Origin of the sequence: Balneola sp. (assembly GCA_002694685.1) — a bacterium.
GTDB lineage: Bacteria > Bacteroidota > Rhodothermia > Balneolales > Balneolaceae > Gracilimonas.
In genome coordinates this window covers 159,102-174,522 of record NZMW01000011.1, presented here as the reverse complement: position 1 = coordinate 174,522, position 15,421 = coordinate 159,102, and the positions used below count along the sequence as shown (strand labels likewise).

Here is a 15,421-nt window from a genome sequence, read left to right as displayed (position 1 = left end):
TCGTGAAACGGTTGTTAAAGAGTTCGGTCAGTTTTTGCAGAATAACCAACTCAGTTCAAACCAGATTCAGTTCATTGAGCAGATGATTGAGTTTTACACCGAAAAAGGCCATCTGGATGTTGCCAACCTCTACGAACCACCATTTGATTTTATTGATGAGGATGGATTAGATGGAGTCTTTGATAACAATGCTAAGGTTATTGATTTGCTGGTTGAGAAGGTTAGGACCCTGAATGAGATTAAGGTTGGTTGAGGTTTGTATGCGAGATAGCTGAGTAGTTATAAAGCTAATCTCGGGGATTTTAATTGACCATGGTCTTTCTGTGCAGATAGAGTGCATAGATTGAGAGTATTATGCAATTGAACAAAAAATAAAGCAAGGAGAACAAGACATGCATAAAATTACTTTATTTCCTCTCGGGAACGCAGACACTTCATTAATAGAATTAGAAAATGGTAAAAGAATCTTGATTGATTATGCTGATATGAAGGATTCTACAGATGATGATGACAAACGGATTGATTTGCCAAATGAGCTAAAGGTTTTACTTGGTGATGAAGATTCCATTGATGTTGTTGTATTTACACATATCGACACAGATCATATAAAAGGTAGTCCTGACTTCTTTAATTTACTTCATGCTGATAAATATCAGTCTGAAGATAAGATTGATATAAATGAAATGTGGGTCCCTGCAGCAGCAATTGTTGAGGAAGGAGTTGAGGCTGATTCTAGAATAATTCGTCAGGAGGCTCGATACAGATTCAAAAATGGTGAAGGAATTAAAGTTTTTTCAACACCAGGTCAATTAAGGGATTGGGCGGATAATCAGGGTATTGACCTTGACTCAAGAAGCCATCTAATCGTAAATGCAGGAGAGACAATTGAAGAGTTTGATCTATTCTCTGATGGTTTGGAAATATTTGTGCACTCCCCTTTTGCTTACAGAACAAAAGATGGAACACTCATAGATCGAAACAAGGATGCTATAGCATTAAATTGTAAATTTCATATAGATGGTACGGAAGTACTATTTAATACTTTTTCTGACCTTGGAAGTGAAGAAATAAAAGATATTATAAATATCTCTGAATCTTATAGTAATTCAGACCGGCTATATTGGGATATTTTTAAAATACCTCATCATTGTAGTCACAAATCCCTTGCTAATGTAACTGCTGAAGAATTTTCAGAGCCGGATGAAACAGTATCAAGACTTTTTGAAGGTTATTCAAATGATGTCCCATTAATCATTTCAAGTAGTCGTGTAATAAGTGATGGAGACTATGATCCACCCAACAAAAAAGCATCAGATTATTACAAAAAGGTTGTTTCTGATAAGGATGGAGAATTTAAAGTAACTATGGATCATCCAACAGTTAGCTCTCCAAAACCACTGGTAATAAAAATAACAGGTGGTGGATATGAAATTGAAAAGAAGCCATTAACTGGTGTTGGCCCAATAATAACTGAACGGTCTGAAAGAGCCGGAGTTTAATAAAATGGGAGATATAGAATTCTATAAACTTGAGGGAAAGGAACTTGATCCTAAGGAACTGTCAATTCAAAATTGTATATCGGTAAAGCAATTAATCACTGATGAAGACTATCTATTTTTTGAATTAATTAAGTGTAAAAAAGATGATTCTGGAAATGAATACTTGGTGTTTGACGTAGAACCAAGTATTCCTCAAAACCCTAAAATCGATATAAGAAAAAGGGAAAGAATAGGAGTAAAGTTTTTGGCTAATGAAGATGGTAAACCAGAAATATATGCTCTTCGAAAAGACTTTCCTTCAGCTCCCCACATAAACTATTCACGAGAGGATACTCCAAAAAATTTATGTCTATCAATTAATCTTTATGAAGAAGAGAAACATAAGTGGACTGCTGCCAAACATTTACAACGTATTCACAGATGGTTGTCACTGACTTCTAAAAACAAACTTCATTTGGATGATCAACCACTTGAAAATGTGTTTTTTGGATCACCTGATAGGGTCATGTTACCTTCATCATTCTATGACTTTAAAAAACCTGTTGATGATCTAGCATTAGAGTTTGTTCCTATCGTTGACCAAAAAAATAGAATAGTCATTGTCGGTTTAGATCAAGAAGTTGCAAAATCATATAACATCAATTCTGACATTAAAATTAAAACAATTACCATTGATATTAATGAACCAATAGTTCATGGTATCATAGATCTACAACCGAATAACCTATATGGGCTACACAATCACCTCAAAAATTTTAATATAAACCTACTTAGCCGCTTGCAATCAAGGCTATTCCAAGCTAATGAAAAAGACTTAATTGGATATAAACTACTTTTAGTAATTAGGATACCCAAGAAGAGAACTAATGAAGGTGAAGTAGAAGCCTATGAAATTATAACTTTTTTTTCTCCACGAGATCTTTTAGAAATTAGCGTGGGATTGGGAATCTATCGAAATGGGCCCAGACAGGTAAGAAGTACAATTAATCATACCGCTGTAGATAATGCAAAAATTATTGAGTTGTCAATCCTAAATCCCAGCTCAATACTAACAACAAAAGAAGCAGCCTTATATAATAATATTGATTCATCTGACAATATTCAGCTTTCAGCCATTGGACTCGGAACCCTCGGTTCACAAATTATTATAAACACGATTAAAGCAGGTCAAGGACGTTGGAAACTAATTGACAAAGATAAATTTTTACCTCATAACGCTGCCAGACATGTTTTGCCATCTGTATACATGGGATTCCCTAAATCAGTAGCTCTAGACGCATATATAAAAAGAATATTCATTGAAGAATCAATTAGTTCGCCTCATGAAATGGATATCCTTCAATCTGATCTTGAAACTTTATCATCAACCTTCTCTGACTCAGAATACATCTTTGACTTTGCTGCTTCCGTAGCTGTCTCAAGGAGACTTTCATTAGATTTAAATTTGGAAAAACCCATTATTTCTTTTTTTCTGAATCCCAAAGGTGATAGCTTAGTTTTACTTTCTGAGTCTGATGATAAATCAATCGGATTAGATTGTTTAGAAATGGAATATTATAAATCGCTTTATTCAGTCGAAAGCTTAGCCGATCATCTGAATACGGAAGAAGGAATAAGGTATGCACAGAGTTGTAGAGATATCTCTTCTCGAATACCACAATTTAGTGTTGGAATACATTCGGGTATAGGATCGAAGAAGATTATAGATATCCTTTCAAAAAATGAATCACCACAAGTTTGCATTTGGTACCTAACAGATGATCTGTCCGTGAAAATGACAGATATAAAGCCAAGTAATTATAAAGTTGCTAATAATGAATCATGGACTGTTAAGGTATCGGAAGATTTACTTGCCAAAATAGATAGTCGAAGGGCCGAAAAATTGGAAAATGAAACAGGTGGAGTATTAATTGGATCATTTGATCACGAACGGCACATTGTATATGCTGTAGATTTGATAGCCTCTCCTTCAGACAGTGATGAATATCCAACCTTTTACATCCGGGGAACAGATGGACTAAAAGAACAAGTTACAGAAATTCAGGAAAAGACGAATAATAACCTTCAATATATAGGTGAATGGCACTCACATCCTGATGGCGTTGCATTAACTCCAAGTGATGATGATAGAAAACTATTCGGTTGGATTAAAGGATACATGAAGTTAGAAAGTTACCCTGCGATAATGGTAATTGTAGGTGAAAAGCGAAGTAACTGGTATGTTTCTCAAGTGGATAATGCCATTGAATTTAATATAGGAAGTTAGGATGAAGGGGAAACGTAATAAAGAATCGAAAATGCATGATAATAAGACACTAGGGGTGGCCCTTTCAGGAGGAGGTTCAAGAGCAATGGCTTTTCATCTTGGGTGTTTTAGAGCTTTAGATGATTTAGGTTTTTTAGATAAGATTGATCATATCTCCTCAGTTTCAGGCGGGAGTCTTTTTTCTGCTTTGTACTGTTACTATGATGAATCTTTCTCGTCTACTGATGAAAGAGTAGTCAAATTATTGCGTTCTGGTCTTCAAATGAAGATAGTTTTGAAATATTTATCTCCGGTATCCTTAATTAGAATCTTGAGTACTCAATTGATTTCTGGAACAACCGCAATTATTTGCAGAATATTAAACTGGCATCCCTTTTTTAGTCTAAATCCACCATTAAGAAGGTGGTATAGTAGAACAAATGTTTTTATTAAAGTTTTAGAGAAAGAACTTTTCAAAGGATTGACATTAAAATCTAAAACAAAAAATGATATTGATGTCATCATAAATGCCTGTGAGTTATCAACTGGAAGTGCTTTTAGATTTGGCAATCGAGAGACCGGAAATTGGCGTTTCGGAAAAGTAAAGGGCAATTCAATTTCACTTTCAGAGACCGTAGCCTGTTCAGCTGCTTATCCTTTGTTATTGCCAGCACTGGATAAGTATTACACCTTTCAAAAAAGGGATTTAGAATCTGATGAGAGAGTCTTTTTAACAGATGGCGGAGTGTATGATAATACCGGAGTAACTTGTTTTGATCCTGACAAGGATAGTAATTACAGCTTCAACTCATTTAAGCCTGACTATATCTTTGCATTTGATGCAGGACATGGGATCTATAGTAAAAGAAGTTCTCCATATTATATGATTTCGAGAATGAATCAATCCTATCAAACTACTTTCAGAAAAAGACAGGATGGAATTAAAAAAGACCTGCATGAATATTTAAAATCTGGAAAAATTGACGGGTTTATATTTTCCTACTTGGGACAGAATGATAATGCACTTCCCTATCTACCTGCAAATTTTATTACCAATGATCAGGTAAATACATACCCGACTGATTTTAAAGCGATGAGTGAAGAGGATATTGAATTAATTTCAGGGCGAGGTGAGCAACTAACAAGAGTATTGATATCGCATTATAACCCTACTATTTGATTCTAGGGGAGGCAATATGAATGAAGAACCAAAATCATATACTTATAAAGAACAGATCGAGAATGAGCTAAAACAAAAGTTTCCAGGACTTAAAGAGAGATGGGAGTCGTTAACCAATGAGTTAGGACCGGCGCTGTATGATCATGTTAGAAATCAATCTCATCAAGAGATTCTAAAGATTGAAGGATTTGGCAAGCTCCATTTCTCCTTGGTGATTGATACTAATTTCATATTTGGGCAAATAAAAAGCAGTGTCACTAAAAATATTTCTCTTGATGAAACATTCATTTATAGGCTTATAAATTGTTCCTTTGTCAAAGTTTATGCACCATTTAAATTGAAAGAGGAATTATACGAGAAAATTGATCGAGTACTAAAAAAGGGAAATGAACAGGCAGCTAAGCATGCTGATATATTACTAAACAAATTAATCATGATGGATGCTCCATGGATTGAGGACTGGAAAATTGCACAGCGAACCATTGGCAATGAAGATCCCGATGATGTTTCGTTTTTAGCCTTATCCTTACATACAAGCAGTCATGGCATTCTTTCTTTTGACAAGATCTTTAAATCCCAAAACCTTACTAAAACATGGGGAATTGACGATACCGAAAAAGTAATTCATACTTTCAATCACGGGATTACCTCATTGGCTGTAGCGGGTGCATCTATATCTATTGTAGAGCTACTTTATAGACTTGTCAGCTTTATAAATAAAGTTATTTTGGAGGTGGTATTAGGAATTATAACAGCTCTAATTGGTATAACAGCACTTACTATCCATTCGCTTGGACAGATTCCTATTGAAATAATGATAGGACTAGCAGGAATGTTTATTGCAGGGTTATTTCTTTCAGATGATCTAAGACAAGGTGGCAAAGACTTAATGGATACCGTGGTTGACAAAATGCGCTCTTATTCATCAGAATTAGTGGAATTCCTAAGCGAGTTAAAAGAATTGATCCTTGAGTTTTGGGAAGTATTCAAACCCTTCGGAATTACCACGCTTGAACTGTTTACTTACCTTTCACATGAAGTTCAGCTTATGCATGAACAGATGGTAGAACTTGAAGTGACCAAATCCGCAACATAATACTTTAATTGATAGCTGGTGTATCCTGCAATTATTTGTAAGTACTTTGTTGCATGAAAGGGTTTAAGGACGTTTTCCAGACTAATACGGAAGCATGTGTCTGAAATTTCACGAAACCTCAAACATTACCAGCTGCCAAATAATCAGCCAGGTCAAACCCCTCTTTTTTTTCAAAGTCTCCGGATTTTGATTCTAAAAGATTCGAAATTGAGATATCGCAAAATTCTGAAAAGCCCTCTAACTTTACAGACCAATCCTGATAAGCTCCGATGTCTGGAAACAAAGTAACTGATCGACCTTTCAGCGCTTGACTATACTCTGGTTTTAGCGTCGATTTTGTACCTGTTGCCAGCCATATAAACTCTGGGAAATAAGCACTTGCAATAACAGCCGTCTTTTCTGATTCAACAATGGCTACTGGTTTACTTTTATCAATAAGTAGGTGTTCACCGAAGAACCTCCAATTAGGGTAGTACTTTTTTTCAATACCCAGCATACTGTGCACAGAATGAATCCTTCCTCTTCGACCAGTTCTAGTATTATAGACGATAATTTTCCCTCTCCTAATTTTGCCTTGAAGGTCAAGCTGATAGAAAATACAACCACCTTTCAGCTTAGTAGAAGTGCCAAGGTGATACTTTTTAATGACTTTTCTGACGGTTGGAGTATCAAATATAAAGTTAAGATACTGGACGAAATTATTATTTCTGTAGTTTCCTAGGCTTCTTTTATAAAGCTCACGAGGTATGTATACGGGCTCTACTATTCGCTTAGGAATGTTCACTGTCTTTTTGCCTTCAAATCGGTGATCATCGTAAGGAGAGTAATGGTATGAACAAGCAACCTCACGATCACAACGACCATACCTATTTTGGATATAATCCCCATTTGATTGATCAATGTACCTCACAAACCTTTTCTTTTGACACGAAGGGCAGGTGAATTTGTTTGAGCTGGAGTCTAATCGAAATCGAAACGTCTTCATAAATGTTTTTTGTGGAGCAACAGGTTCGACAGTATCAACAGGAATCGGCTTTTAATAGGCCTTAAACTATGCTTCACTGTAGATGCTGTCAGTGCTGCTGCTTGTAAACAAAATTATAAATTCTGCACGACATAGAATACTCTACCATATTCTTTCCGTTCCGTAATGTAACCGGCATTCTTTAGTCTACTACTAAATTTCCTGTTACCGCACGGTTTATATCCGTCCTGTTCACAAAACCTTCTGTAGCTTTGATATAGCTCAGCAAGAGGAGTGTAAGAGATTGTGCTTGATTTATACCCCCTCTCATCTAAAAAGGACAAAACTGAATCGGATTCAGTACGATATTTCTCAACCTGTTGGTTTACTTCTTCACACTCTGTAAAGCCTTTTTGTTTCAGTACTCGATGCAAACCTTCAATTACCCAGTTAAAAACTCCTGATAATTCATTCTCAATGATCTTATATGAAAGCTTTTTGTCCTGTTTCTCTGGTGGGATGGTCACATCAAAAGGAACAATCAAAAAACGCCTAAAAAATGCATTGGTATGCTCTACATCTGTCGGAAGCTCATTACAGTTGAAAATCAACTTAGCATAGTTATTTAAGGTAAAAGGCTCACCATATGGCAACCTTGCTTCAACCGGTTCACCAGAGACTAACTGCTTAAAAAGAGCTGTACTCATCTCGCCATCTATTTCTGATGCATAGTTCAACAATTTATTTGCAATCTTTGCCCTGTAATAACCATTCTGATTTGTCAGGCTCTTTAAGGTATAGGTTGATACATTTTCCTCACCAAGCATGGCATTGACGGTATCAAAAAAGACCGACTTCCCATTTGATCCCGAACCATAAAGAAGCAAAGCCTTTTCAAGCTTTAATGTTGATGGTTTTAAGAAAATATAACCTAAATATTCCGCTAAGAGCTTCTGTAAATCTTTGCTTGGTAGTACATGGTCCAGATACTTGTCGAAGAGTGGGGATGTTGCGTAGGGATCATATTCAAACGGTAACTGATAGGTAATAAAGTCATTACTATCTGGTGGTCGCAGGTTAACTTTATTCTCCGCTTCTGGATTGATCTCCACGGTTCCATTCTTGAGATTTATCAACACCTCTGAATTATCTTTTTCAGGGGCAGGGAGGTGTGCCGTAACCATAAACTGTTTTAATAGTTCGTCTCTGAATCGATGGTATTTGGATTCAATCCGGTCAACCCCCATGTTATAGGCGACTGAACCCAAGAAGGACTGTAATGAATCCTCCTCAATTTGGTCCCAAAAAGCTCCATTGTATAGGTATATGAAATCATGACGTTTGCATAAGCCCCAGTCTTGTTTTTTCGCAAGTTCAATTATCTTCTCTACCGTGATTACCAAAAAATGCTTTTTCGATAGTTTTTTATCTGTCTTTGCCTCTTTTTGGTAATCCAAACTTTCGACCTTATCAAGCATTTCGGATAAAACATCTTTGTGAGGTATTATCTTCTTGACTGGTAACTTACCTTTCGCTTGTTGGGATTTACTCTTTACTTCTGCTTTAATTTCACTAAATGATAATCTTGGCATCGGCTTATTCCCCCTTCAATATTAATTTTGCTTCTTCTACACGTCTTTCCATCTTTCGGATGTCTCCAGTTGATTCAAAAGCGGGGTGATTTGGAGGTATACAATTACTAATTGTTTCCGCCTCCTCTCTGCCACCATCATTAATGCTTATCTCCACTTTTAGGTCTTTGTATCTAATGATTGTTTTCATCGCGCTACCTCCTTGAAACTGGTTTTAGTAAGCGGTCGATGACTTTTCGTTCAAAGTATTTACGTCGGCCTTTACCGCTTATCTTCATACTTGGGATAAATCTCGGTGAGCTGGGATGAAGATTACTTCTGTTTAGTACCGTTCTTTGGTCGATACCAAACTCTGCTTCGATATCCTGAGCAGTTAGGTATTTAGTAGTGTCACGTTTACGCTGAAGGGCACTCACTACAAAGTCGAGTTTGTCCTCAAGACTTGTAATCCGAGTTAATAGTTTGTTGTCTGTATTCATTTTTATAGTCTCAATTTTGGGTTGCAGTTATTTGATTAACTGTTCCAAATATGGTGACTATATGGACTATAACGAAGGTTTGAACTCATTAAGCAATTTTAGATTTGGCATTTTGACAAGCTAAGAAGGGTATAATTTGCCAAATCTGAATGTGCCCTATAGAAAGTGCTTTTAGAGGATTTGTAAGGCTTTTTAAAAATTATTATTTGGCAAGGTCTTTTCGAGCTTTTTTTAGTTTTGGGACAAAATGCCCTCTAACAGCTTTTTCAAACTTTCTCTTATTTAGTAAATAGGTAGTATTACCAATAATTTCATAGTTATTAGTAACATATTTGATTAGGTCAGCATTTTTCTTCTGTAACAGGCTTTTTTTAGGCTTATTTGATGACTTATTAATGATATAATCATCGTAAACCTCAGATAAGCTATTCATTAATTTCTTGAATTTGTATTTACCTGCATTCAACTTAGCCCGCCTTTCAGCAAATGTTATAGCCTCAATCATTAGTAACATTTTGGCTAAGTAAGATAATCTTCTTTCAAAATTATCTAGTGTACTATCAGGGATTTTCTTTAAAGAAACCAGCCTAGAGTTGCCTTTTTTATGAGCATCAATTTTTGGTTTACCATCTCTTATCTTCAATTCATGTAGTACTAAAGGATGAGCCTTTGCATCCTCTGTAACTTTAAACTCAATCTTTTGATCTTTTTCAGTTTTGATTTCCTGGACATATACCAATAATTCTTCTTTGGCTTTTTTTAAATCTTCTTCTAAAAGCTCTAAGGCCACTTCCTTATAATCTTGAGTAAATTCAGATCGCTTAACTTCATCAAAGTTTCGTAAACAAGTTTGCATGACTTCCCAATACGAGCCTTGGTACTCAAGGTAGTCATAGGCCATATTTTGTGGTGCATTTTTAAATTCATCAGGATAGGAAGAATTTAAAAGGCTCTTTAGCCTAACAATAAGAAGTGTTAGATAAACGGTAGATTCAGGTAATGGTTCTACTTTCTCTCCAGTCGTAAAAAGCTGTTTCTCTTTCATTAGTATTTAATAAATCCTAGGTAATTAGTCCTAATTCTTTTGCTTTGTTCTTTCGGTCTCCTACACCAAGGCTTACATACCTCATTGTTACTTCAATGCTTCTGTGGCCAAGCATCTCTTTTACCAGAGTAACATCAAAACCTTTGCGAATCATAAAAGTTGCACAAGAATGCCTTAAGCAGTGAAAATGGATAGTATCCTTTAGATCTGTCTTCTTAACGTAACCCTTGAACACTTTAGATACATAGTCGCCTGGTAAGGAAAGTTCTGCTTTTTTGTGCGATTTTGGACTTGGGAATGCATACCCTTTTTGAGGTTTTCCAAGTTGGTTATGCCAGTTTTTTAGCACTTCATGAACTACATCAAACACAACAACAGTTCTTTCTCGACCATTTTTAGTGTCTGTCACACTAATTTCCCTATTCTTCAAGTCAATCTGGTGCCACTTTAGATTTGTTATCTCTTTTCTTCTCAGGCCCGTGTAATAAGCCGTGGTAATCATGGGTACAAACCAATCCTGCCTCAAAGATTTTTGAACAATGTGTCTATTTTCTTTGCACTTATTATGGTGTTCGTTAAAGGCTTTGAAGATTACCCCTAATTCCTCTTCACTGAATATCTTATCAACCAACTTATCTTTCTTTTTTGGTGGTACTACTTGTTCACAAGGATTTTCGTTTATAATAGCTTGATCAGTAAGCCATGTAAAAAAGACTTTCAGATGCTTATAGTAGTTTCGTTTTGTAGCATTCGAATACCTCTTTTTAAAGCAAAAAGACCGGATATCCGATGGCCTAATTAGGTTAACGGTCATTGAACGTCCTACATCATCAATAAATAAGTTGATAACAGACTTATATCCCTTTCTGGTTGCATCACTAGTGTGTGATTTGGTCTTTAAGAAGTCCTTCTTTAGTTGATCCAAGTAGTAGCTATCAACCACCACACTTTTACCTTTACTCTCCTTCAGATAGTCTTCATAGGTACTTACACTCCAATCTTCTTGGAAGGGATCTATCTCTCTTTGATCATACAATTTTTGAAAACGGACCTTTTTTTCTTCAGCAATTTTTTTAAAAGTAGTACCAAGCGAGTAAGTTTTTTTTATCTGTTTGCCGTCCTCGTTCTTACTAAATACAATATAGTAGTTCTTACCCCTCTTCTTTAATCCAGCCATGTTAGTCCATTTTGGGTTATTAGCTCAATAAAAATGTACCCTTTTTTGTACCCTTTAATCAAGAAAATTACCCTAATTTGTGAAAAGTTTTCACGATGTAAGGTGTGTTGAGTTGATTGGAAAACACAAAAAAACCCGCCTTAAAGAGTATTAAGGTGGGTTTTTGTAAGAGTACGCCCGGAAGGATTCGAACCCTCAGCCTTCTGATCCGAAGTCAGACGCTCTATCCAGTTGAGCTACGGGCGCATTCAAAATTTCGAAGGCCTTAAATATAAGAAGACCTTTACTCAGAAACATCAAAAATAAGGTCTGGATTTACTAAAGAATCAGCATGGCATCGCCAAAAGAATAGAACCGATATTCCTCTTTAATGGCGTGCTCGTACACCTTTTTCATTTCATCAAAACCCATGAATGCAGCAACCAGCATGAGCAAGGTGCTTTTGGGAAGGTGGAAGTTCGTTATAAGTGCATCTACAGATTTAAAAGAATAGCCCGGCGTAATGAAAATATCTGTTTCCTTACTTTGGGGGCTGAATGGCCCACCTTCATCAAATGCAGATTCCAATACCCGGACACTGGTCGTTCCAACAGCCGTAATATGTTCAGCGCTGTTGAGTTGCTCACAGGTTGATTCCTTTAACTGAAACCATTCGCTGTGCATGTTATGTTCTTCGAGGTCCTCAGTTTTAACCGGCGCAAAAGTCCCCAAGCCAACATGAAGGGTAACTTCCGTTTTTGAAATACCGGCCTTTTTAAGTTTTTCCAGCAGTTCATCGGTAAAATGAAGACCAGCTGTTGGGGCAGCTTTGCTTCCCAAGTCTTTGGCATACACGGTCTGATACTCCTCCGAAAGGGATTCATCCTGTTCGATATAAGGAGGAAAAGGAGTGTGTTTATAGGGTTCGAGCTTCGTGGAGTCAAGATCACATGATAGAATCAAGGTGCGTAATCCATCGTCAGCTATGTGAGTAACCTCAGCGGTAACTCCATCGGCAAGTTGTACTGTTTTGCTTTTCTTGAATTTCTTGCCCGGCCTGACTAAGCCTTCAACGGTATTGTTATTTCGGACGGATGTAACAAAAATCTCTTTCTTGCCCTCATCAAAAAGTAGCCGGCATTTTTCGACCTTACTATTGTTAACTACTAAAGTAGATTCGTCTGGCAAATACTCCCCAAGATTATAAAAATAGTCATCGGTGATGGAGCCGGAAGCACGATCATAAACTAACAAGCGGGCATGATCTCGCGGGTTTGCCGGAGATTGAGCGATGAGTTCTTCGGGGAGATGGTAATCGAAATCAGAGAGGGTGAAATTCATATCCAAAGGAAGGACTAATCTACAGTAATCTCAAAGAAATTCTGTTCGTTTGCTTTAAGCTTTACGGCTCTTTTAGAGGTAATTACACTATCCTGCACAACCATTATTTGGAGGCTGTCTGTGATTTTAAAAGATCCGGAAGAAGCATTAAAAGAACTTCCAATAGCTAAGTACGAACTGTTTAGTCTAAATTCACCTTCAGCTGAAGTTTCTGTAAACGGAAGGGTTCCGACGAGAAGGCTGTCCGGTTTATTAACAACAAAAAGACTGCCACCTAAAACCCGGGCCGATGTCGAGACCTGAAATCCTAAAATGCCGTTACTCAATAAAGAATCAGGTATGATAAGCTCTTGGTCTCCTGATTCTAAAGTATCTTCAAAAAAGGTGGCGAGTAAACTGTTTGCGTCATGCCGATATATCGAGGCCCGGTAAAGGGTCCTGGTTGGAGCGGAGAAATTCACCCTTACGGTATCGCCAATTAACTCCGGAAGAAAGCCGCCGGGATTGAAGTGATTTCGGATGTGAATGTCAGCATCAGCTACAGGATCACCACCGGATGTAAGGACGACGCCGGTGGCATCACGATAAATTTTTGGTCCATCAGCGTTACTCAAACATCCACTTAAAAAGAATAAGATGGTGGATAAAAAAACTAAAGGGGTAAGTTTCAAAATCAGACTTTTATATAAGTTTTTTGCTTAACAGCTTCTATGATTCCGGTAACACCGATACCAACTTCGTCGTGAAGTTCTTCCTGAGTTCCGTGTTCTACTATACGATCAGGAATACCCATTATTTTAAGTGTGGGGCTAGTTTCTTTTTCAGCTATGTATTCAGCAACTGCGCTTCCAAAGCCGCCAAGCCTGGCGTGGTCTTCAAGAGTGATAATATGATCGTAGTTTTCGCAAACTTCATCAATTAATTCGGTATCAATTGGTTTTGCAAATCGCATATCAAAATGTCCAATCTCAATACCTTCTTGAGATAGCTTCTGAGCAGCTTCTGTTACATACTTTCCAATGGGTCCGAAACTAAGAACAGCAACTGAATCACCGTCACGGAGTTTGATACCTTTTCCAATTTCAATATTCTGAAATTCCCTGCGAACGTTCATTCCGGTTGCTTTCCCTCGAGGATATCGAATAGCCCAGGAAGCATCATCATAGTTTGAAGCAGTGTACATCATGTCACGCAAATCCTGTTCATTCAGGGGAGATGAGATAATCATATTCGGAACCGTTCTCATATAGGCAATGTCGTAAGCGCCGTGATGAGTAGGCCCATCTGCACCAACCAGTCCGGCCCTGTCTATACAGAAAACAACAGGTAAATTTTGAATGGCAACGTCATGAACTAACTGATCATATCCTCGCTGGAGGAAGGAAGAGTAAATGGCGCAAAATGGTTTTTTGCCTTCTGCAGCAAGTCCGGCCGCAAAGGTGACGGCGTGTTGTTCGGCAATTCCAACATCAAAGGCGCGATCCGGAAAAGCTTCCATCATCGGCCAAAGGCTGGAACCGCTTGGCATAGCCGGTGTCATACTTACAATTCGCTCATCTTTTTCAGCAAGTTCAACCAAGGCATCACCAAAAACATGCTGATACTTTGGAATAGCTTTTTTCTTGGCGGGAGCTGAAAGGGACTTTCCGGTAATCTTATCAAAAGGACTACTGGAAGCATGCCATTTCGTTTGCTCTCGTTCTGCAGGAGCAAATCCTTTTCCTTTAACAGTCACGATATGAAGAAGTTTGGGACCTTTCACATCTTTTAGGTCTTCTAATGTCTTACGAAGCCCTTCAACGTCATGTCCGTCAGTTGGACCATAGTATTTAAAGCCAAGTGCACGGAATAGTGAGCCTGGCGTAAGTGCGGCAGTCATCGCTTTTTCAAGGCGTGATGCTACTTTGCGCATTTTTTCGCCGGCAGATTTAAAGTGCCCGAGCATGTCGTACACTTCATCCCTCATTTTATTGAAGGTTTTGCTGGTCGTGATATCAGCTAAGTATTCATTAAGAGCCCCAACATTTGGGTCAATGGACATGTTGTTGTCATTCAGGATAACAAGAACATCACTATTCAGAGCTCCTGCATTATTCATGGCCTCAAAGGCAAGCCCGGCAGTCATGGCACCATCACCGATAACGGCGACTACTTTTTTGTCTGATTTGTCGAGGTCTCGAGCAACGGCCATTCCAAGAGCGGCAGAAATTGAGGTACTCGAGTGACCTACTCCAAATGTATCATATTCACTTTCGGAACGCTTAGGAAAACCGGAAAGACCGCCATACACTCTATTTGTGTGGAATTGATCTCGGCGACCCGTTAAAATTTTATGCCCATATGCCTGATGGCCTACATCCCAGACTACAAGGTCTTCGGGAGTATCATACACATAATGAAGAGCTGTGGTCAGCTCTACCACTCCAAGGCTGGCTCCAAAGTGGCCGCCATGTACCGAAACCATATCAATGATATACTGTCGGAGTTCGTCACAAACGTCCTGAAGTTTGTCCGGCCCTAACATTTTAAGATCGGCGGGGGAATTAATTCCTGCTAATAGCTTTCCCGGTGTTGGCTGTTTTTGTTCCATATGATGCTCTTTTACTGCGTATTTGCTTCGTTTACTTGCTCTATGCGAAGTTCAGCTTGTTCTAAAATTTCTGTGCAAAACTGAGACATCTTCACGCCTTCTTCGTATAGTTGTACAGAATCTTCCAGTGTAATCTCTTTATTCTCGAGTTGTTCCACTATGGATTCTAATTTCTTTAAAGCCTCTTCGAAGCTAAGTCGTTCCTTTTCTGCCATTAAGTTTTTTTTGAACCGG

At 37.8% G+C, this 15,421-nt stretch carries 15 protein-coding genes and 1 tRNA gene; 5 read left to right on the top strand and 11 right to left on the bottom strand.

The features are described 5' to 3' along the window. From CL667_13170 to CL667_13150, 5 genes are all read left to right on the top strand, one after another. On the top strand, positions 1-253 hold a 253-nt coding region (locus CL667_13170; protein ID MAL18650.1), incomplete at its 5' end, for a hypothetical protein. 139 nt (positions 254-392) lie between these two features. Further along, positions 393-1,499: a hypothetical protein gene (locus CL667_13165; GenBank protein ID MAL18649.1), complete on the top strand. Its 1,107-nt coding sequence runs from the start codon at positions 393-395 to the stop codon at positions 1,497-1,499. 4 nt (positions 1,500-1,503) lie between these two features. Next, positions 1,504-3,765 (top strand): hypothetical protein, encoded by a 2,262-nt coding sequence (locus CL667_13160; protein ID MAL18648.1) that lies wholly within the window; start codon positions 1,504-1,506, stop codon positions 3,763-3,765. A gap of 1 nt (position 3,766) precedes the next feature. Continuing rightward, complete coding sequence (locus tag CL667_13155) at positions 3,767-4,924, top strand: patatin (protein MAL18647.1); 1,158 nt, start codon at positions 3,767-3,769, stop codon at positions 4,922-4,924. A 16-nt stretch (positions 4,925-4,940) separates the two neighbouring features. Continuing rightward, positions 4,941-6,020 (top strand): hypothetical protein, encoded by a 1,080-nt coding sequence (locus CL667_13150; GenBank protein ID MAL18646.1) that lies wholly within the window; start codon positions 4,941-4,943, stop codon positions 6,018-6,020. A gap of 118 nt (positions 6,021-6,138) precedes the next feature. Here CL667_13150 and CL667_13145 read toward each other — a convergent pair whose 3' ends face one another. The 11 genes from CL667_13145 to xseB all read right to left on the bottom strand — a co-directional run bounded on the left by CL667_13145 (position 6,139) and on the right by xseB (position 15,402). Further along, the gene (locus CL667_13145; protein MAL18645.1) at positions 6,139-6,930 is read right to left on the bottom strand and encodes a hypothetical protein; all 792 of its coding nucleotides are present in this window, start codon (positions 6,928-6,930) and stop codon (positions 6,139-6,141) included. Between the two features lie 188 nt (positions 6,931-7,118). Then, positions 7,119-8,576: a DNA primase gene (locus CL667_13140; protein ID MAL18644.1), complete on the bottom strand. Its 1,458-nt coding sequence runs from the start codon at positions 8,574-8,576 to the stop codon at positions 7,119-7,121. Positions 8,577-8,580: 4 nt separating this feature from the next. Next, positions 8,581-8,766 (bottom strand): hypothetical protein, encoded by a 186-nt coding sequence (locus tag CL667_13135; protein ID MAL18643.1) that lies wholly within the window; start codon positions 8,764-8,766, stop codon positions 8,581-8,583. Positions 8,767-8,770: 4 nt separating this feature from the next. Further along, positions 8,771-9,055, bottom strand: coding sequence for a hypothetical protein (locus tag CL667_13130; GenBank protein ID MAL18642.1), 285 nt, complete (start codon positions 9,053-9,055; stop codon positions 8,771-8,773). 202 nt (positions 9,056-9,257) lie between these two features. Next, positions 9,258-10,100 (bottom strand): hypothetical protein, encoded by an 843-nt coding sequence (locus tag CL667_13125; protein MAL18641.1) that lies wholly within the window; start codon positions 10,098-10,100, stop codon positions 9,258-9,260. Between the two features lie 16 nt (positions 10,101-10,116). Next, complete coding sequence (locus CL667_13120) at positions 10,117-11,277, bottom strand: hypothetical protein (protein MAL18640.1); 1,161 nt, start codon at positions 11,275-11,277, stop codon at positions 10,117-10,119. Positions 11,278-11,449: 172 nt separating this feature from the next. Beyond that, a tRNA-Arg gene (locus CL667_13115) sits at positions 11,450-11,523 on the bottom strand. Between the two features lie 72 nt (positions 11,524-11,595). After that, positions 11,596-12,597: a tRNA preQ1(34) S-adenosylmethionine ribosyltransferase-isomerase QueA gene (locus CL667_13110; GenBank protein ID MAL18639.1), complete on the bottom strand. Its 1,002-nt coding sequence runs from the start codon at positions 12,595-12,597 to the stop codon at positions 11,596-11,598. A gap of 14 nt (positions 12,598-12,611) precedes the next feature. Beyond that, a complete protein-coding gene (locus CL667_13105; GenBank protein MAL18638.1) occupies positions 12,612-13,268 on the bottom strand; it encodes a hypothetical protein in 657 nt (218 codons plus the stop codon). A gap of 2 nt (positions 13,269-13,270) precedes the next feature. Continuing rightward, positions 13,271-15,187 carry a 1-deoxy-D-xylulose-5-phosphate synthase gene (locus tag CL667_13100; protein MAL18637.1) on the bottom strand — a complete coding sequence of 639 codons (1,917 nt, stop codon included), beginning with the start codon at positions 15,185-15,187 and terminating at the stop codon, positions 13,271-13,273. An 11-nt stretch (positions 15,188-15,198) separates the two neighbouring features. Continuing rightward, complete coding sequence (gene xseB / locus CL667_13095; GenBank protein MAL18636.1) at positions 15,199-15,402, bottom strand: exodeoxyribonuclease VII small subunit; 204 nt, start codon at positions 15,400-15,402, stop codon at positions 15,199-15,201. Between the last annotated feature and the right edge of the window lie 19 nt (positions 15,403-15,421).

Excerpts from the sequence above, each read along its gene's own strand:
- CL667_13165 (MAL18649.1), top strand. The coding sequence starts at position 393 with ATGCATAAAATTACTTTATTTCCTCTCGGGAACGCAGACACTTCATTA.
- CL667_13160 (MAL18648.1), top strand. The coding sequence starts at position 1,504 with ATGGGAGATATAGAATTCTATAAACTTGAGGGAAAGGAACTTGATCCT.
- CL667_13155 (MAL18647.1), top strand. The coding sequence starts at position 3,767 with ATGAAGGGGAAACGTAATAAAGAATCGAAAATGCATGATAATAAGACA.
- CL667_13150 (MAL18646.1), top strand. The coding sequence starts at position 4,941 with ATGAATGAAGAACCAAAATCATATACTTATAAAGAACAGATCGAGAAT.
- CL667_13140 (MAL18644.1), bottom strand. The coding sequence starts at position 8,576 with ATGCCAAGATTATCATTTAGTGAAATTAAAGCAGAAGTAAAGAGTAAA.
- CL667_13135 (MAL18643.1), bottom strand. The coding sequence starts at position 8,766 with ATGAAAACAATCATTAGATACAAAGACCTAAAAGTGGAGATAAGCATT.
- CL667_13130 (MAL18642.1), bottom strand. The coding sequence starts at position 9,055 with ATGAATACAGACAACAAACTATTAACTCGGATTACAAGTCTTGAGGAC.
- CL667_13125 (MAL18641.1), bottom strand. The coding sequence starts at position 10,100 with ATGAAAGAGAAACAGCTTTTTACGACTGGAGAGAAAGTAGAACCATTA.
- CL667_13120 (MAL18640.1), bottom strand. The coding sequence starts at position 11,277 with ATGGCTGGATTAAAGAAGAGGGGTAAGAACTACTATATTGTATTTAGT.
- CL667_13110 (MAL18639.1), bottom strand. The coding sequence starts at position 12,597 with ATGAATTTCACCCTCTCTGATTTCGATTACCATCTCCCCGAAGAACTC.
- CL667_13100 (MAL18637.1), bottom strand. The coding sequence starts at position 15,187 with ATGGAACAAAAACAGCCAACACCGGGAAAGCTATTAGCAGGAATTAAT.
- xseB (MAL18636.1), bottom strand. The coding sequence starts at position 15,402 with ATGGCAGAAAAGGAACGACTTAGCTTCGAAGAGGCTTTAAAGAAATTA.